Source organism: Escherichia sp. KS167_9B, from assembly GCF_030295215.1.
Lineage (GTDB): Bacteria > Pseudomonadota > Gammaproteobacteria > Enterobacterales > Enterobacteriaceae > Escherichia > Escherichia coli_F.
Window position 1 is genome coordinate 1,502,652 of the sequence record NZ_AP025754.1, and the last position, 17,967, is coordinate 1,520,618.

14 protein-coding genes and 3 pseudogenes are annotated in these 17,967 nt (G+C 50.8%); 7 read left to right on the forward strand and 10 right to left on the reverse strand.

Annotation, left to right across the window (positions count from 1 at the left end; genetic code table 11):
• Positions 1-209: 209 nt before the first annotated feature.
• Entirely contained in the window at positions 210-1,508 is a 1,299-nt protein-coding gene (gene dadA, locus QUE34_RS07480; protein ID WP_001266926.1) for a D-amino acid dehydrogenase, read from the forward strand.
• 9 nt (positions 1,509-1,517) lie between these two features.
• Positions 1,518-2,588 carry a catabolic alanine racemase DadX gene (gene dadX, locus QUE34_RS07485; protein WP_000197857.1) on the forward strand — a complete coding sequence of 357 codons (1,071 nt, stop codon included), beginning with the start codon at positions 1,518-1,520 and terminating at the stop codon, positions 2,586-2,588.
• A 167-nt stretch (positions 2,589-2,755) separates the two neighbouring features.
• Here the strand turns inward: dadX and QUE34_RS07490 are convergent, their stop codons facing one another.
• Positions 2,756-4,156: a leucine-rich repeat domain-containing protein gene (locus tag QUE34_RS07490; protein WP_103253918.1), complete on the reverse strand. Its 1,401-nt coding sequence runs from the start codon at positions 4,154-4,156 to the stop codon at positions 2,756-2,758.
• Between the two features lie 152 nt (positions 4,157-4,308).
• On the opposite strand from QUE34_RS07490, the gene QUE34_RS07495 reads away from it, so the two are divergent.
• Positions 4,309-4,686 (forward strand): hypothetical protein, encoded by a 378-nt coding sequence (locus tag QUE34_RS07495; RefSeq protein WP_165289471.1) that lies wholly within the window; start codon positions 4,309-4,311, stop codon positions 4,684-4,686.
• A 138-nt stretch (positions 4,687-4,824) separates the two neighbouring features.
• Positions 4,825-4,983 carry a hypothetical protein gene (locus QUE34_RS28560; protein WP_419470900.1) on the forward strand — a complete coding sequence of 53 codons (159 nt, stop codon included), beginning with the start codon at positions 4,825-4,827 and terminating at the stop codon, positions 4,981-4,983.
• Here QUE34_RS28560 and QUE34_RS07500 read toward each other — a convergent pair.
• Both QUE34_RS07500 and ldcA read right to left on the reverse strand, forming a co-directional pair.
• A pseudogene (locus tag QUE34_RS07500) lies at positions 4,921-6,591 on the reverse strand (potassium/proton antiporter); the annotation flags it as partial. The gene QUE34_RS28560 and the pseudogene QUE34_RS07500 overlap by 63 nt on opposite strands.
• Positions 6,592-6,685: 94 nt before the next feature.
• Positions 6,686-7,600: a muramoyltetrapeptide carboxypeptidase gene (ldcA, locus tag QUE34_RS07505; protein ID WP_103253920.1), complete on the reverse strand. Its 915-nt coding sequence runs from the start codon at positions 7,598-7,600 to the stop codon at positions 6,686-6,688.
• 99 nt (positions 7,601-7,699) lie between these two features.
• On the opposite strand from ldcA, the gene emtA reads away from it, so the two are divergent.
• Complete coding sequence (emtA, locus tag QUE34_RS07510) at positions 7,700-8,311, forward strand: membrane-bound lytic murein transglycosylase EmtA (RefSeq protein ID WP_001295616.1); 612 nt, start codon at positions 7,700-7,702, stop codon at positions 8,309-8,311.
• Between the two features lies 1 nt (position 8,312).
• Here emtA and ycgR read toward each other — a convergent pair whose 3' ends face one another.
• Positions 8,313-9,047 (reverse strand): flagellar brake protein YcgR, encoded by a 735-nt coding sequence (gene ycgR, locus QUE34_RS07515; RefSeq protein WP_032183986.1) that lies wholly within the window; start codon positions 9,045-9,047, stop codon positions 8,313-8,315.
• Positions 9,048-9,247: 200 nt separating this feature from the next.
• Here ycgR and QUE34_RS07520 point away from each other — a divergent pair, with 200 nt between their 5' ends.
• Positions 9,248-9,502 carry a GlsB/YeaQ/YmgE family stress response membrane protein gene (locus tag QUE34_RS07520; RefSeq protein WP_000511315.1) on the forward strand — a complete coding sequence of 85 codons (255 nt, stop codon included), beginning with the start codon at positions 9,248-9,250 and terminating at the stop codon, positions 9,500-9,502.
• A gap of 49 nt (positions 9,503-9,551) precedes the next feature.
• Here QUE34_RS07520 and QUE34_RS07525 read toward each other — a convergent pair.
• From QUE34_RS07525 to dhaK, 6 genes and pseudogenes are all read right to left on the reverse strand, one after another.
• Positions 9,552-10,013 (reverse strand): annotated as a pseudogene (locus QUE34_RS07525) (TonB-dependent receptor domain-containing protein); the annotation flags it as partial.
• 161 nt (positions 10,014-10,174) lie between these two features.
• Positions 10,175-10,312 (reverse strand): annotated as a pseudogene (locus QUE34_RS07530) (iron ABC transporter substrate-binding protein); the annotation flags it as partial.
• A gap of 329 nt (positions 10,313-10,641) precedes the next feature.
• The gene (gene treA / locus QUE34_RS07535) at positions 10,642-12,339 is read right to left on the reverse strand and encodes an alpha,alpha-trehalase (protein ID WP_286338945.1); all 1,698 of its coding nucleotides are present in this window, start codon (positions 12,337-12,339) and stop codon (positions 10,642-10,644) included.
• Between the two features lie 320 nt (positions 12,340-12,659).
• Positions 12,660-14,078, reverse strand: a complete 1,419-nt coding sequence (dhaM, locus tag QUE34_RS07540; RefSeq protein ID WP_105268688.1) for a dihydroxyacetone kinase phosphoryl donor subunit DhaM — start codon at positions 14,076-14,078, stop codon at positions 12,660-12,662.
• Positions 14,079-14,088: 10 nt separating this feature from the next.
• A complete protein-coding gene (dhaL, locus tag QUE34_RS07545) occupies positions 14,089-14,721 on the reverse strand; it encodes a dihydroxyacetone kinase subunit DhaL (protein ID WP_032302907.1) in 633 nt (210 codons plus the stop codon).
• A 10-nt stretch (positions 14,722-14,731) separates the two neighbouring features.
• Positions 14,732-15,802: a dihydroxyacetone kinase subunit DhaK gene (gene dhaK / locus QUE34_RS07550; protein WP_105268689.1), complete on the reverse strand. Its 1,071-nt coding sequence runs from the start codon at positions 15,800-15,802 to the stop codon at positions 14,732-14,734.
• Between the two features lie 227 nt (positions 15,803-16,029).
• Here dhaK and dhaR point away from each other — a divergent pair, with 227 nt between their 5' ends.
• Positions 16,030-17,949, forward strand: a complete 1,920-nt coding sequence (dhaR, locus tag QUE34_RS07555; protein WP_105268690.1) for a dihydroxyacetone kinase operon transcriptional regulator DhaR — start codon at positions 16,030-16,032, stop codon at positions 17,947-17,949.
• Positions 17,950-17,967 lie beyond the last annotated feature (18 nt).

Here is a 17,967-nt window from a genome sequence, read left to right on the forward strand (position 1 = left end):
GCCAGTAATTCGCTTCTGAGCGGAATTTTATGCTGGTTAAAAAGGGTGTTCAGCAGGAGATACTAAAGATGCCATATTGCTGCAGAGTCAGGGAGATGTGAGCCAGCTCACCATAAAAAAGCCGTATGTTGAATAATATTTTCAACTGAGTTATCAAGATGTAATTAGATTATTATTCTTTTACTGTATCTACCGTTATCGGAGTGGCTATGCGAGTTGTCATACTGGGAAGTGGTGTGGTAGGCGTTGCCAGCGCCTGGTACTTAAATCAGGCAGGACATGAGGTCACCGTCATTGATCGGGAGTCAGGAGCCGCCCTGGAAACCAGTGCTGCGAATGCCGGGCAAATTTCCCCCGGCTATGCTGCGCCGTGGGCAGCGCCAGGTGTACCTTTAAAAGCGATTAAATGGATGTTCCAGCGCCATGCACCGCTGGCGGTTCGTCTCGACGGTACGCAGTTCCAGTTGAAATGGATGTGGCAAATGTTACGTAACTGTGACACCAGCCACTACATGGAAAACAAAGGGCGGATGGTGCGTCTGGCGGAATACAGCCGTGATTGCCTGAAAGCATTGCGCGCCGAAACCAATATTCAGTATGAAGGGCGTCAGGGTGGGACGCTGCAACTGTTCCGTACCGAACAACAGTATGAAAATGCGACCCGCGATATCGCCGTGCTGGAAGATGCTGGCGTACCGTATCAACTGCTGGAATCCAGCCGCCTGGCGGAAGTGGAGCCCGCGCTGGCAGAAGTAGCGCACAAACTGACGGGTGGTCTGCAACTGCCCAATGACGAAACCGGAGACTGCCAGCTGTTTACCCAGAATCTGGCGCGGATGGCGGAGCAGGCGGGGGTTAAATTCCGCTTTAATACGCCTGTTGACCAACTGCTTTGCGACGGCGAGCAAATCTACGGCGTGAAGTGTGGCGATGAAGTGATTAAGGCCGATGCATATGTGATGGCATTTGGTTCTTACTCGACGGCGATGCTCAAAGGCATTGTTGATATTCCGGTGTATCCGCTGAAAGGCTACTCGCTGACTATTCCGATTGCACAGGAAGATGGTGCGCCGGTGTCTACCATCCTTGATGAAACCTACAAAATCGCCATTACCCGTTTCGATAACCGCATTCGTGTTGGTGGAATGGCGGAAATTGTTGGCTTTAACACCGAGCTGTTGCAACCGCGTCGTGAAACGCTGGAGATGGTGGTTCGCGATCTCTATCCACGCGGCGGTCATGTCGAGCAGGCCACATTCTGGACTGGTCTGCGCCCGATGACGCCAGACGGTACGCCGGTTGTGGGGCGTACACGTTTTAAAAATCTGTGGCTGAATACCGGTCACGGTACGCTCGGCTGGACGATGGCTTGCGGTTCCGGTCAGTTGTTAAGCGATCTGCTCTCTGGCCGTACGCCAGCGATCCCGTATGAGGATTTAAGCGTAGCACGCTACAGCCGTGGATTTACGCCATCACGCCCGGGCCATTTACATGGCGCGCACAGCTAAGGAAACGAGATGACCCGTCCGATACAGGCCAGCCTCGATCTGCAGGCATTAAAACAGAATCTTTCCATTGTCCGGCAGGCCGCGCCGCACGCGCGTGTCTGGTCGGTGGTAAAAGCGAATGCTTACGGGCACGGTATTGAGCGTATCTGGAGCGCGCTAGGGGCCACCGATGGCTTTGCATTACTTAATCTGGAAGAGGCAATAACGTTACGTGAGCGCGGCTGGAAAGGACCGATCCTGATGCTGGAGGGTTTTTTCCATGCACAGGATCTGGAAATTTATGACCAGTACCGCCTGACCACCTGCGTCCACAGCAACTGGCAGCTCAAAGCACTGCAAAATGCGCGGCTAAAAGCGCCGTTGGATATTTATCTTAAAGTGAACAGTGGGATGAATCGGTTGGGCTTCCAGCCCGATCGTGTGCTTACCGTCTGGCAGCAGCTGCGGGCGATGGCGAATGTTGGCGAAATGACTCTGATGTCGCATTTTGCCGAGGCGGAGCATCCTGAGGGGATTGCCGGCGCAATGGCGCGTATTGAGCAGGCGGCGGAAGGGCTGGAATGTCGGCGTTCATTGTCCAATTCGGCGGCGACTCTGTGGCATCCGGAAGCGCATTTTGACTGGGTTCGGCCTGGCATTATTTTGTATGGTGCTTCGCCGTCGGGTCAGTGGCGCGATATCGCCAATACCGGATTACGTCCGGTAATGACGCTAAGCAGTGAGATTATTGGAGTCCAGACGCTAAAAGCGGGTGAGCGTGTGGGCTATGGCGGTCGCTATACTGCGCGCGATGAGCAACGAATCGGCATTGTTGCCGCAGGATACGCCGACGGTTATCCGCGCCACGCGCCTACCGGTACACCTGTTTTAGTCGACGGCGTGCGTACCATGACGGTGGGGACAGTCTCGATGGATATGCTGGCGGTCGATTTAACGCCTTGCCCGCAGGCGGGTATTGGTACACCGGTTGAGCTGTGGGGCAAGGAGATCAAAATTGATGATGTTGCCGCCGCTGCCGGAACCGTGGGTTATGAGTTGATGTGCGCGCTGGCGTTACGTGTCCCTGTTGTGACGGTGTAACTTGTTGTAAGCCGGATCGGAGGCAGTGTCTTCTGGTTGCAAAAAAATCATCCATCCGGCTGGTCAGCAACTTTCGCTGTTAATGTGACAGAGCCATTTTCCATGATAGTGCCCATTAAAATGATGGACACTATTTCCCCGGAACCTGAGCTCACCGCACAGGCGTTCTACATAAAACGCTTACGTTTCATTGTTGACTCGAACTCGACTTCAGATAAATCTCGCTTTACCCTTAATGCAGATTCGGGTTCATGTTCAGAATGTTGATTAACAGGCTGCGAGTCCTGTTGTCTTTCCAGACTCAACAGGCCCAACTGCTGATCCAGGAGCTCCAGGTCCTCCTGTACTTTCACGCGCTCCAGGAGTACCGGATCCTCCAGGTGCTCCAGAGCCATCAGGTCCTCCAGCTCCTCGAGTCCCTCCAGGTCAAACTGGCCTTCCTTGCGCAAAAAGTCTAAAAGGTCCGACAGGCCTTCCTGTTTTTTCAGGCCCTCAACGGCTTTGAGCAGCGTCGGCAAATTGTCTGTGTCCCAAGGGTTACTGTTACAGTCAAACAACTTCAGGCTACGGGGCTGCGGCACCGGTATCGTTTTAAACTGGTTGTGACCACAGTAGTATATTATTAGCTTGGGCGGCAGCCGTGGTGCAGAGATCAAATCGTTACTAGAACAGTCAAATACTTTCAGGCGAGTCAGGCTCTCCAGCATCTCATCAGGTATGAAGCTAATACAGTTGTCAGCACAGCGCAGTGTATACAGGTACTGAGGCATCGACGGCGGTAAAAATTGCAATGAGTTCTCAGAACAGTCAATCACTCTCAGGTTAGGCGACAGCTCAGGTAGCCAGATAATATAGTTTTCACAGCACTTCAGTATCATCAGTTTCGGGGGCTGCACCTTTGGTAACAAGATCAAAACGTTATCCATACACTCAAGCACCCTCAGTTCCTTCGGCAACATCTTCGGTAACGCGGACAACACGTTATTATTGCAGTAAAATTTCATCAGAAGTGGAGGCAAATTTTCAGGGAGTGAGGTCAATCCAAGGTCGCTAAGATTGAGCATAATTTGTCTATTTATGAGACATTCCTTCATTCTGCGCAATGCCTCTGCCCGGTTTTCAGTTCGGTTTGCTGGCAGGTTTTCTTCCAGGATATTTTTCAGGATTTCTTTCACGTCTTCTTGTGATATTTCTGGCACTTTTTTTTGCAGGATTTCTTGCTGGGTTTCTTTCAGAGTTTCGTGCAGGTTTTCTTGCAGACCATCTTGCTGTATAGCCCATGTGCACCATTCGGCGACCAACCTGAACTCGTTATATTGCGGATCCGGAGGGGCCTCCAACGTGATGGTAATATTGTTTTCCATCTGTATTTTCACTTTGTCCGCGTTACTGAGGTCAATGATCCTCTGGGGGGCATCACCCCAGCGAAATTTTTGCGGGCCGAGATACTGCATGTTCCGCAAAAGATGATTCTTGAATTCCACCGTCAGTAAGCGCCGCCCTGACGGGTGTACGCCTGTGTTATAGGAAGATGGGGCGAATAGGCGTATGTCTTTAATGCTGGCCATAATGCTATGCATCCTTGAAATAAATATCCTCTGGCAGCGCCGAAGACGTGAATGTGGTCACCGCAACGGTGCCACAAAACGTCATTTGCGCTGATATAACGACTCATCGTTGACTTTTTCCCGGGTCAGAAATGCCGTGTCGGGTCTGGTACATGCGTAACAGATCTGAACAAGTTTTATTACGGCCCAGGCAGCGTAGACGTATTAAAGAAAATACGAGAGCGAACGACCCGGAAATAATCGTTATTAAGCAAAAGAATAACTATAAGAAATCGCTCATTTATCCGGTGTTACAGGCGGATGAAACGCCACTACATATACAGGGCAGTCTGATACGCGTATTGGTTCTCTATGGGCTATTTCAGCGCGGCAGGATGTGTGGGGGAATATTTTCGGGCGATGCCAGGCCGGAACCCCTGGTGGTTGACGGGAATGCCGGTAATGCGGGACTAGTTTTTCATCACCTGTTGCTGTCAGAAGAAGTCATTACACTGACTTTTTTGAGCTGGCCGAGATTTTTAGTGTTTTGAGTTTATTGGCTAGTTCATTAGCCAGAGCCTGCATGGTTTGTCGTCCATAATTTAACTTTCTTCCGATGTTGGAATGAGCATATTAAAGTCAGGAAATGACAAGGTTATGTACAGGCTCAGGCTGCGTTCAGCAAAGCATTGTATCCGGTGATAGATGCAGCATTATATTTAAGATTCAGTGTCCTCTTCTGCTACCCGTACACCAATCTTCAACACTTCATTATCTTCTTTCTCGGCCACCGTCCAGATCATCCCGGCAAACTCTACCTGGTCACCGACAACCGGTGCCGCGCCTAACAACTGCTGGACAATTTCACCCAGCGTTTGCTGCTTATCACGATATTCTCGCCCGTCTTCCAGGCCATATATCAGCGCCACATCAGCATATTTAGCGCTGGCTTCGAGAATGAAGTCACCAAAGAAGCGTTGATCCAGCGCGACAGGTGGCGACTGGCTGAACAGTTTACCGAGCGCCGGGAGATCGCGTTCCCGACCAATTACACACAACACATCGCCTTCGCGCAGTCGGGTGCTGCCGGTAGGATGAAGCAACTGGTTATCACGAAACAGTGCCGCAATACGCGTCTCTTTTGGCATATGCAGATCGCGCAGTGCCGCGCCCACGCACCATTTATCGGCACTCAATTGATAAACAAACTGCTCCCATGGATTTTCCGGATGAATATCCAGGCCAACGCGTGACACCGGACGCCCCACTGGTGGAACGACCACTTTAGCTTTTTTCGCCGCCCACGAGAGTGATGTTCCCTGCAAGAGCAGTGAAACCAGAACCACAAAGAAGGCGACATTAAAGAACAGTCGCGCATTCTCCAGCCCTGCCATCATCGGGAATACGGCCAGGATGATTGGCACTGCGCCGCGTAATCCCACCCAACTGATAAACACGCGCTCACGCAGATTAAAACCGCGGAACGGTAGCAATCCGGCAAATACCGAAAGGGGACGGGCGAAGAAAATCATCCATGCGGACAAAATGAGCGCCGGAATGGCAATAGGCAGTAGATCGCTTGGGTTAACCAACAGCCCCAGCACCAGGAACATGGCGATTTGTGCCAGCCAGGCAAGGCCGTCGAAATTTTGCAGAATGCCGTAGCGGTTGCGAATTGGCCGATTACCCAGCAGAAAACCGCACAGATAAACAGCCAGAATACCGCTGCCTTCCAGCGCCGTGGTTAAAGCAAAAATTAAAATACCGCCGCTTAATGCCAGCAGTGGATATAAACCTGCGGGCAGGGCGATGCGATTAATCATTTGCAGCAGTAAATAACCACCGCCAAGACCGATGACAATCCCGAGGCCAAATTGTTGCAGAATATCGACCACGAACATCCAGCTGACACTGCTTTCATGCTGCTGGATCATCGCAATCAGGGTAATCGTCAGAAAGACCGCCATTGGATCATTACTGCCGGATTCAATTTCCAGCGTCGAGCCAACGCGTTCGTTAAGCCCCTTACCACCCAGCAGAGAAAATACCGCCGCAGCATCGGTGGAGCCGACGATAGCGCCGATTAATAAGCCTTCAATCAAATCAAGATTAAACAGCCACGCCGCCATCATGCCGGTTAAACCAGAGGTGATAAGCACGCCCAGCGTCGCCAGTGACAGCGCCGGTCCTAGCGCTACGCGAAAGGAGCTGGCCTGAGTGCGCATCCCGCCGTCGAGCAAAATAATCGCCAGCGCCAGGTTACTTACCATGTAGGCGAAGGGGTAATTATCAAACGGGATACCGCCGATGCCATCGACTCCCGCCAGCATGCCGATCGCCAGAAAAATAACCAGAATAGGAATGCCAAGACGGGAAGAAAATGAACTAAGTAAAATACTGCTGGTGACAAGGATGGATCCTAAGATGAAAAGGCTAATTATTGTTGTGGCATCCAACGGTCGGTTACTCCTGATTACGCTGTCTCTTATATAAACCCTACCATATTAGCGGCAGAGACAGCGTTTTACTTAGCCCTGAAGCGTGATTTTTTTACATTTTAAGAACAGGATGACCGCTAATCGTCAACTGAGTGCCTTCCTGGGTGTTATTAAGAATGGCATGTGCGCCCAACGGCAGCGTAACCGTACGTTGTTCATGACCAAAATCGAGGCCGGTAATGAGTGGAATCGACAGGCGGGAACGCAAAAACGCGTACACTGACTCCAGGTTGTAACCTGCGTCATAATCATTGGGCGTGCTGCCGCTAAAGCTACCGAGAATAATCGCCTTCTGACGTGGCAAAATTCCAGCATGATAGAGCTGCAACAGCATACGTTCGACGCGGAAAGGATGCTCGTTAATATCTTCCAGCACCAGAATACCGTTTTCGATTTGCGGCATCCACGGTGTACCAATCAGTGAAATCAGCATCGCGAGATTGCCTCCCCATAACGTGCCTTCGGTCTGACATGTCGGGCCTTCCCCTTGCCATTCAATGGTGAAGGTTTCATTGCGTAACGCCAGCCAGAAATGGTGCTCGGTAAAGGCGTTTAGTTCATCCGCGCCAAAGTTTGCTACCAGCATGGGGCCGCTAAAAGTGATGACATTGCCTTGCGCCAGAAGACCGCACTGAATGGCGGTAAAATCGCTATGTCCGCAAATGAGCAACGGGTCATGTTGTTGGCGAGCCACCAGTGCCTGCCAGTCAATATCCGCCAGTAAACGACTGGCACCGTAACCACCGCGTACAGCCAGCACGATAGTGTTGGGGGTAGTCAGTCTGGCAAGGGAATTGAGATCTTCCAGACGCTCCGTTTCCGTACCCGCAAAACGCTCACAACGACGGGCAATAACCTCGACGTTATTGACCTGATGCCCCGCGTCGGTAAGGCGCTGGATACCACGCAGCGCATCGTGTTGTTTTATGCAGTAACCCGATGGGGCTATTAAGTGAAACAGAGACATGGCAATTCCTTGCTGACAACAGAAACGAAATGTATATCATGCCGCTTAGGTGTGCCGTTGTCACCTCAACGGCGATTCCAGGCTATAAGGATAGAAGAAGTGAAATTAAGATGGTTTGCCTTTTTGATTGTGTTATTAGCGGGTTGTTCATCAAAGCATGACTACACGAACCCGCCGTGGAACGCGAAAGTTCCGGTGCAACGTGCGATGCAGTGGATGCCCATAAGCCAGAAAGCCGGTGCAGCCTGGGGCGTCGATCCACAATTGATCACGGCGATTATCGCTATCGAATCGGGTGGAAATCCGAACGCGGTGAGTAAATCGAATGCCATTGGTTTGATGCAGTTAAAAGCTTCAACCTCCGGACGTGATGTTTATCGCCGTATGGGCTGGAGCGGTGAGCCGACGACCAGCGAGCTGAAAAATCCAGAACGTAATATTTCAATGGGCGCGGCTTACCTGAATATTCTGGAAACCGGCCCGCTGGCAGGCATTGAAGATCCGAAGGTACTGCAATATGCGCTGGTGGTGTCATATGCTAACGGGGCAGGTGCGCTGCTACGGACTTTCTCGTCAGATCGGAAAAAGGCGATCAGCAAAATCAACGATCTGGATGCTGACGAGTTCCTCGACCATGTAGCACGAAATCATCCTGCGCCGCAGGCACCGCGCTATATCTACAAACTTGAGCAGGCACTGGACGCGATGTAAATCAGTCGCGCACTTTGGCCGCTTTCTCCCGGGCTTCCCGCTCGAGAGAGAAAATAATCCGCTGTAATTGCCGCTCCACCGTCGGGCTGACGTTAAGAAAACGGAAGCTCAGACGGGGAGTGGTGATGGTTTCATTCTTGCCATCAATCACTTTGCGCTCGCTGATTGAGATTAACTGGGCGTCAAAGTGAAAAACACCCCATTGCCCCATGTTGACTTCAATCTGAGCGAAGCGCATGCCTTCGTGCAATCCGGCAGGCTTTGCCGTTTCCAGTAATGCGCCCATGCCGCCTAACGACAAATCATACAGGCGGAAACGTAACGTACTGTTATCCGCCAGTTTGGTCTGGCAAAAATAAGGCGGATGGAGTGGGGCGGAGATGCGGAAATATCGGCGTCGTTGTACAAACCACAAGGTGGGAGGCGGTACGGTAATAAATGCCGGAAGCTGCAAGTATTCACTCTGCTGTAGTTGTTCAACAGTAAATTCGACTTTCGCGCCCTGGGTTTCGGCGGTAATGGTAATGTGCTGCGCCTTTAACACAGCGTTGTTATCTTCGGCCTGGCTGCCGAAATCCAGCACCAGTTTATCCGGGGTTATTGCCAGTATTTTGCTGATCAGCTGCCCGCCATTCCAACTGATACGCAAAGGAATTGCGGCTTTGTGCAAATCGCGTAACACGCCCAGGACGGCTAACGGATTTTGTTTCAGGAACTGCTCATGGTAATGACTCACGCGGAAAAACTCCTGACTGACAAACTGTCTTTGGTTTATCGGTCACAGTTAACAAAACTTAATACAAATGCGTGAATATTTTTTACATGTTGTTCTTAAATCAGCCGACAAACGCCCAGCATCGATCCCGCCCTTGCCTATACTTAGAGCGTTGACGTAAGCATTTCTTGCGTCCGATTCATCGAAACGAGGGCCTGAACATGGGAATTATTGCCTGGATTATTTTTGGCCTGATAGCCGGTATTATCGCCAAGCTAATCATGCCGGGGCGTGATGGTGGTGGATTTTTCCTGACCTGTATTCTTGGGATAGTCGGTGCGGTGGTCGGCGGCTGGCTGGCGACCATGTTTGGCATTGGCGGCTCCATCAGCGGTTTTAATTTGCACAGCTTCCTGGTGGCGGTAGTGGGCGCTATCCTGGTGCTGGGTGTTTTCCGCCTCCTGCGAAGAGAATAAGATTTTCATAAGGCGGATAGCGATACAGATGTTGCTATCCGCTTTCACATCAGAACGTATATTCGACACCTGCCCAGAAATTGCGACCTTCTTCAATAAACCCTTCACTGTAGGCATATTTGGTATCAAACAGGTTATTGACCGACGCATTAACGCTGAAGCCATGACCTAAGGTGTAATCGGCTCGAATGTGGGTCACCGCAAAACCGGCGGCTTTTTGTGAACCGTCACTGTTGCTGTAGCTGGAGGAACGCGCCTCTTCCGACAGCGTTACGCTTAACGGCTCCCACGGTTTGAGAGTCATCCATGCGGTCATTGTCTGCGTTGGCAGATCGGTTATCTTGCCGATGTCTTTGCGTTTGGCGTCAGCGTGGATCAGGGCGTAGCTCAATCCTACATCCAGTATATTGCTGATTTTCCCCTTAATACCGGCATCCAGACCGCTGTAATCCACCGTGCCGCTGTTCTGATTTTGAATGGTATCGGCATCAATATTGTGCGAGAAGCATGCATATCGTAGGCATTGTCCTGGCTACGGCTCCATCCCTGGCGATATCCCAGACTTGCTTCCAGAGATTTCGTTGGCTTCTGGGGGGATATTAATGGCTCCGCCCATTTGATTAGGCCCCTGAAGCAGCGAAGAATACCCTTTGGAAACTTCGACTGCCCCCAGACGATGCGTGTAATGTTTTGGGCTTCGGGAAGCGTCAGTGAGGCCCAGAATTTGACTGATTGTGCAAAGGACGGCAGATGATGCAGGAACAATGTCGACGCAAGAATCTGTGTAAACCTCCGTCTGGTTAGTGACATAAGTCATATCCTGATAATTAAAACCAAAATATATTTACACATATAGCGAAAAAGATCATGTTTGATGTCAAAATTTGTCTAAAGAGACAGAATGATTTGCTTGTTTCTTAAATAACACTTTGTTCCACAAAAAAATTGTCAGGGAGAATGGGGAGTGGGGGAAAATATAAATAGAGGTGTAATGATTAACAAGTTGATAAAATAAAATTAAAATCTTCCCTAATAAAAGAAAATAAAGGCATAGACTGTAGAAAGAGTGGTATTTCGTGATGAAGAAAGAGCAATGCCAATTTTATGCACGTAATGGCATTGCTCGATATACAGTAAAGTTAAGGCGTAGGTTCCGCCTCATTTTGTTTTACCGGCTGTGTTGTTGATTCACTGAGTGGACGCGTCGCCGGAACATTGTCACACGGTTGCTCTTTCGGGCAGATCAAATCCAGCATTTTCAGCGTCACGCCATTGGTCCAGCCAAAGCCATCCTGTAATGGATATTCGCCACCGCCGCCCCCTGTTCCGGTGGTGCTGACATCATATTTTTCCACCAGCTTTTTCTCCCGGTCATAGGTGTGCTGAACATTGGTCAGGAAGTGCCAGCTAATATCCATCGCCACCTCTTTTTGCCCGTAGTTTTGTAATCCTTCTGTCGCGACCCACTGCAACGGTGCCCAGCCGTTTGGCGCATCCCATTGTTGCCCACTTTTCACCGACGTGGTGTTCAGGCCGCCTGGTTGCAGCAGATGTGTTTTCGTCGCCGTCGCCATTTTGCTGGCGCGATCTTTCGCTGCCGCATTGACGTACAGCGGGAACAGGGCGGCAGCGGTTAACTGATTGCGCACTTTATGACTTTTCAGGTCGTAATCGGCATACCAGCCTTGTTGATCGTTCCACAGATATTTTTCGATCCCTTTTTGACGGGCATTCGCCAGCGTTTCGTACTGGTTTGCCATCGCGTTATCTCCGGCAGCTTTGCTGGCGCGGGCAAGGATTTTTTCCATTTTGAACATCAGGCTATTCAGATCGACCGGTACGATGCTGGTGGTGCGTAAGGTATTTAACTGCTGCGGATTGTCCATCCAGCGCGAGCTGAAATCCCAGCCAGACGCAGCGGCAGAGCGCAGGTCGCGGTAAATTTCAGTGGCAGGTCGATTCGGATTGCTTTTGGCAGTGGCAATATCTTCCACCCATGACTCTGGCCGTGGCGTATCGCGATCGTCCCAGTAGCGGTTGAGAAGGGTACCATCCTGAAGTTTTACAACGCGTTTTTCCTGTTGTCCGGCTTGCAGGTTTTCAACACCGTCCATCCAGTAAGCATATTCTTTTTGCATTTGCGGCAGGTATTGCTTCAACGCGGCATCGCCTTCATGCTGCGCCAGTAATTCTACCATCAGGGCAAAGAATGGCGGTTGCGAGCGGCTTAAATAGTAACTGCGGTTGCCGTTGGGAATATGCCCGTAAGTGTCTATTTCATGAGCAAAATTGGCCACCATATCCGCAACTTTATCCCAGTGGCCGCTTTCGGCAAGCCCTAACATGGTGAAGTAACTGTCCCAGTAATATACCTCGCGAAAACGTCCGCCCGGCACGACATAAGGTTCCGGCAGCGGTAACAGAGAATCCCATTTTTCGGTGTTTTCGGTAGAACGCGTTAATACAGGCCAAAGTCCGTCAATATGTTCGCGCAGCGACTGCCCTTCTGGCCGAACATATTTCTCTCCCTCTTTCGGCAGAGTGAAATTGACGTTAACGAAATGGCGCAGATCAAAGCCGCTCTGGTTTTGCTGCATTCGATAATCTGCAAGGATCATTAGCGGATCGCTGTTCGGCACGGCATCAGCAAAGGTCTTTTGGTCCGGAAAAAGTTTGGCGTTTTGCACATCGTTAAACAGCGGCCCTAACAAAATATCAGGCGGCTGTGGCGTTACTGGCGTTTCTTCTGCCTGCACCGCTAGCGCAGCGAAACACAACAAAACGCAGGCGGGAATTAACGCTATTTTTTGCGGGCGAGGAGGGGCGGTGGCTTTCATCAATCATTCTCCTTGGGCGAAACCGAACAAAACGGTATTCAAGTATCAGAAAACCTTAGTTCAGGATCGCACTAACTGCATGATCGAAATCTCATTCTGCGAACTGTCAGGCATTTTGGAAAAGGAGATTAAAGGGATAAATAAGGGTGAAATAGAGTAATTAAATAAAGTCTGTTTATTAGCCAGCCAGCGACGTTTGGTTTGCGATTAGCGCAGAAAAAATCATCATGATTTGGTAAAAAATATAACAGGTAGTTAAAAAATATCAGAGCAGAGTAAATAGCCGGATGGCATCAGAACGATGCCATCCGAACGGTGGTTTAACCCTGACGGCTGAAACGTTGCGTTTTAACGTCCAGCGTTAGCGTTTCTTCTGGTTGTATCGCATACAGTTTCTCACCCTGCTGGCAAATCCAGCCAATCCCCAGTTCACGGGCGATCAGGGCGCTGTGGGATAGCGGACTTCCGGCGCTAAGGCAGATACCTTTTACAACCGCCGGATCCAGTTGCAGTACTGTGGAAGGATAAATGTTCTCCGCCAGTAGAATAGTTGGCGAGTTAAACTGCGGGAGTTCTTCTTTCGTTTGGGTCAGGTGGACCAGGGTGCGATGCAGAAGATCGTCCACATCAATATAGCGAGCTTGTAGATATTCATCATCCAGTTGCTGGTATTGCTGGCTAAGTTCTTTAAGAACTTGCTGCCAGGCATATTCTGCCGTGCAATGTTCATGCTGAAGGAGTTCGCTTGCCGCCGCCAGCAGTTCCGGATCATCTAACAGTGTATGGTGACCAGAAAAGATTGCGGCAATATCGTCAAGCCCGCTGGCTTCTGCTTTCGCTGTTAACGTCATCAGATCTAACAACGTGAAGTCAATTGCCTGGCGTAACCGTTCCTGTTCTTCTTCCACGCTCAGTGATGATTTCGCCTGTACTGTGCATAAAACCGGTTGATAATAAAAGGCTTTGCCTGTGACAGGCGGAGCTGGACGCAGAGTTGGCGGTGCTATCTCTTCCGTCTCACCAAAGTTATCTTCAGCCAGCTGACGGAAAGCAACCAGCGCCTCTTCAGCTTCTGGCCCTTTCGCAATCAGGCGCAGCGTATCGTTATAGCGGACTTGTAGTAGCGCGATCTGGTTAATACTCTCCGGCGTGACGCATTTACCGTTTTTCTCCAGCAACATATCGGCATTAAATGTCGATAAGGTATAAACCAGCCGGGAGGCCGGACGTACGTGGAGTCCGTTACGGTTTTTTATGACCACCGACAGAGAACGGGCTTCTTCATCGTGCGAGGGGCATATGTCGGAGATTTCAGTGGCGGATGACGATAAACCCAGTTGTTCACGTTTGGCTTCCAGCGCATGCATGGCGTCATGGATGACTTTGTCAATATCCGCCCCCGAAGCTGCACTGACCGCTGCTGCCAGCGTTCCTTCGACCAACGGCGCAGCACACAAACGTACTCTCGCGGCGATCTCTGGCGCAAGCAATTCCAGTGCGGTTTCTGCACTCAATAACGCACTCCCCATATCCATCATGACCAACACATGGTCGGCATCGGCAACGGACTCGATGGCCTCCATCACTTTGACGGCATCGGTACCAATGGGATTTTGGGGATCGTCAATTCCCGCGGCAATGGCGATTTTACAGCTATCACTCATTAACATCTGACGGGCTAATTCACCGACACCTTCTCCCAGTCGGGCGCTATGTGAAACTATGACCAGGTTTACCATCACCATTTCCTTACTCTTTTGCGGCTAACGCCAGCATTTGCATCATAAACATCACGGAGGTCGCGCCGGGATCCTGGTGACCAATACTGCGTTCACCGAGATAACTGGCGCGGCCTTTGCGGGCTTGCATCGTAATCGTACTTTGTGCAGCGGATTCAGCGACGCTACTGGCGGCTTCGAGCGCCACCGGAACAGAGAGATTTTGCTCGCTGGACTGACGTAACGATTCCACCACCGGCACCCAGACATCACACATAGTTTTATCGCCAGGTTCGGCTTTCCCGCGACTGATTACGCCGTCTACACCATCGCGGAACATCTGATACAGTTCTTCCAGCGTCAGGCTTTGCCGTGCCTGTGTCGCCTGTGCGGCGCGGATAAAGAAAGTACCGAACAGCGGACCACTGGCACCACCGACGCTGGAAAGCAGCGTCATGCCGGTATTCTTGAGAATGAAACCGATATCTTTATCTGCGATAGCAGGGAGTTTTTCTACCACCTTGCTAAAGCCACGGTTCATATTTAGCCCGTGGTCAGCGTCGCCAATTTCGCGATCCAGTCCGGTAAGATACTCGCTCTCGGTACTGAAAATATCGCCACAACGAGTGAGCCAGTTAACAATTTGAGTTCTGCTCAGTGACATTGCTATCTCCTTATTTACCCCAGTTAAGGGCCGGGGTGTGGACCGGGGCGTCCCAGAGTGCCAGCGTTTCGTCATCAACTTTCAGTAAGGTGATAGAGAAACCGGTCATGTCCAGTGAGGTACAATACGCGCCGATTAAATTGCGCTCGATAGTCAAGCCCGCTTGCTGGCAACGCGTGGCCAGGCGGTTATAGACGCCGTACAGCTCAGAAAGCGGAGTTGCGCCAAGATTGTTAACCAGCGCAATCACCCGATCGCCAGGCTGAAGCGGTTGTTTAGTTTGCGTCTCTTCCTGCCAGCTACCTTGTCGATAATCCCAGAAGCGGAGCGTGCGGTGGTATGAGCCATTTTCCAGCAGGGTGTCGAACATTTGATCAACTGTTTGGTCAAGGGAGGAGAAGGGGCGGCGGTCAATACCCGGCTCACCATGAATGCCGACGCCAAACTCCATCTCATTATCCGCCAGGGTAAAAGAAGGTTTGCCCGCGGCAGGAACGGTACAGGCACCGAGAGCGATACCAATAGAATGGCCCTGATTGTTCAACTTACGCCCCAGTTGTGCACAAGCCTCCAGCGAGTCGCCACGCTCTGCCGCTGCGCCTACGAGTTTTTCGATTAATACGGTGTTGGCAACGCCGCGCCGCCCGGCGGTATAAAGACTGTCTTTTACTGCAACGTCGTCATCAATGACCACGGTGGTCACTTTTACGCCGCTATCGTGCAGTAATTCTGTTGCTGTTTCGAAGTTAAGAATATCGCCGGTGTAATTTTTGATAATCAGCAGTACACCTTCGCCGCCATCAATTTGCATGGCGCATTCAAAAATTTTATCGGGCGTCGGTGAGGTGAATATTTCGCCCGGACAGGCTCCCGAAAGCATCCCTTGACCGATATAACCGCAGTGCATCGGTTCGTGTCCGCTGCCGCCGCCCGACAGCAGGGCGACTTTTCCTGCAACGGGGGCATCAGCTCGGGTGACATACACCGGATCCTGATGCAGTTTCAGCGATGAATGCGCTTTCGCCAGACCCGCCAGTTGTTCGTCCAGAACGTCTTGCACATCATTGATCAATTTTTTCATTATCTTGCTCCAGCAATTACGGTAGGGCATGGATGATGTTCAACGACACGGCGACCACTGACTGCCGATAAATCCATTGTGCATCAGGTAAGGGAAAAGAAAATTAGCCCAAATTATGTTTCATGGTGAAACATATGTTTTAATGAATGTTCCATATTGAAACTGTTACGCGTTTTAATACTAAAAATTGCGAGCCGGAACACCTTTTGTCACAAAGGATGCGGGATATGAGTGGCGCTTTTAACAACGATGAACGGGGCATATCTCCCTTAATTGCAGCCTCCTGGGAGCGATGCAATAAACTGATGAAACGGGAGACATGGAGCGTACCGCACCAGGCCCAGGGTGTGACATTTGCTTCTATCTATCGGCGTAAGAAAGCGATGCTGACGCTCGGGCAGGCTGCGCTGGAAGATGCCTGGGAATACATGGCACCGCGAGCGTGTGCGCTGCTTATCCTCGATGAAACCGCCTGCATTCTCAGCCGTAATGGCGATCCGCAAACCTTGCAGCAGCTAAGTGCACTGGGATTCAATGACGGCACGTATTGCGCCGAGGGAATTATTGGTACTTGTGCGCTATCGTTAGCGGCTATCTCTGGTCAGGCCGTGAAAACGATGGCCGATCAACATTTCAAACAGGCACTCTGGAACTGGGCCTTTTGTGCAACGCCGTTGTTTGACAGCAAGGGCCGATTGACGGGAACAATAGCGCTGGCGTGTCCGGTTGAGCAAACCACCGCAGCTGATTTGCCGTTGACGTTGGCAATCGCACGCGAGGTCGGAAATTTACTGCTGACGGACAGTTTGCTCGCTGAAACTAACCGTCATTTAAATCAACTTAATGCCCTGTTAGAAAGTATGGATGATGGCGTGATTAGCTGGGACGAGCAGGGTAATTTGCAATTTATCAATGCCCAGGCGGCGCGGGTCTTGCGCCTTGACGCGACGGCAAGTCAGGGAAGGGCGATCACTGAACTCTTAACGTTACCCGCCGTATTGCAACAAGCAATAAAACAGGCACATCCGCTCAAACACGTAGAAGCAACCTTTGAAAGTCAGCACCAGTTTATTGATGCGGTGATAACCCTTAAACCGATAATAGAAACGCAGGGAACCAGCTTTATTTTGTTGCTCCATCCTGTGGAACAGATGCGGCAGTTAATGACCAGTCAATTAGGAAGAGTCAGCCATACTTTCGCTCATATGCCACAGGACGATCCGCAAACCCGCCGCTTGATTCATTTTGGTCGCCAGGCGGCGCGCAGTAGCTTTCCTGTCCTGCTTTGTGGAGAAGAGGGCGTGGGCAAGGCACTGCTAAGTCAGGCAATTCATAATGAAAGTGAGCGTGCAGCGGGGCCTTATATCGCCGTCAATTGTGAGTTATATGGTGATGCGGCGCTGGCGGAAGAATTTATTGGCGGCGATCGCACGGACAATGAAAATGGTCGTCTGAGTCGACTTGAACTGGCGCACGGCGGCACGCTGTTTCTTGAAAAGATTGAATATCTGGCGGTGGAGTTACAGTCTGCTTTGCTTCAGGTTATCAAGCAGGGTGTTATCACGCGACTGGATGCGCGGCGTTTAATACCAATTGATGTCAAAGTGATTGCCACAACGACCGCGGACCTGGCAATGCTGGTGGAACAAAATCGCTTTAGTCGCCAGCTGTATTACGCGCTGCATGCATTTGAAATTACCATCCCGCCTCTGCGTATGCGGCGTGGCAGCATTCCGGCGCTGGTGAATAACAAATTACGCAGTCTTGAAAAACGCTTCTCTACGCGTCTGAAAATTGATGACGATGCCCTCGCTCGCCTGGTTTCTTGTGCATGGCCAGGCAATGATTTTGAACTTTACAGCGTCATCGAGAATCTTGCTCTGAGTAGTGATAACGGGCGCATTCGCGTCAGTGATTTGCCTGAACATCTGTTTACCGAGCAGGCGACAGATGATGTCAGCGCCACTCGCCTTTCCACCAGTCTGTCATTTGCGGAAGTTGAAAAAGAGGCAATTATTAACGCAGCCCAGGTCACAGGCGGTCGCATTCAGGAAATGTCGGCTTTACTTGGAATCGGCCGCACTACGCTGTGGCGGAAAATGAAGCAACATGGCATTGATGCAGGGCAGTTTAAGCGCCGGGTATGAAAGACAGAGACGATTTCT

Excerpts from the sequence above, each read along its gene's own strand:
- dadA (WP_001266926.1), top strand. The coding sequence starts at position 210 with ATGCGAGTTGTCATACTGGGAAGTGGTGTGGTAGGCGTTGCCAGCGCC.
- dadX (WP_000197857.1), top strand. The coding sequence starts at position 1,518 with ATGACCCGTCCGATACAGGCCAGCCTCGATCTGCAGGCATTAAAACAG.
- QUE34_RS07490 (WP_103253918.1), bottom strand. The coding sequence starts at position 4,156 with ATGGCCAGCATTAAAGACATACGCCTATTCGCCCCATCTTCCTATAAC.
- QUE34_RS07495 (WP_165289471.1), top strand. The coding sequence starts at position 4,309 with ATGCGTAACAGATCTGAACAAGTTTTATTACGGCCCAGGCAGCGTAGA.
- ldcA (WP_103253920.1), bottom strand. The coding sequence starts at position 7,600 with ATGTCTCTGTTTCACTTAATAGCCCCATCGGGTTACTGCATAAAACAA.
- QUE34_RS07520 (WP_000511315.1), top strand. The coding sequence starts at position 9,248 with ATGGGAATTATTGCCTGGATTATTTTTGGCCTGATAGCCGGTATTATC.
- treA (WP_286338945.1), bottom strand. The coding sequence starts at position 12,339 with ATGAAAGCCACCGCCCCTCCTCGCCCGCAAAAAATAGCGTTAATTCCC.
- dhaM (WP_105268688.1), bottom strand. The coding sequence starts at position 14,078 with ATGGTAAACCTGGTCATAGTTTCACATAGCGCCCGACTGGGAGAAGGT.
- dhaL (WP_032302907.1), bottom strand. The coding sequence starts at position 14,721 with ATGTCACTGAGCAGAACTCAAATTGTTAACTGGCTCACTCGTTGTGGC.
- dhaK (WP_105268689.1), bottom strand. The coding sequence starts at position 15,802 with ATGAAAAAATTGATCAATGATGTGCAAGACGTTCTGGACGAACAACTG.
- dhaR (WP_105268690.1), top strand. The coding sequence starts at position 16,030 with ATGAGTGGCGCTTTTAACAACGATGAACGGGGCATATCTCCCTTAATT.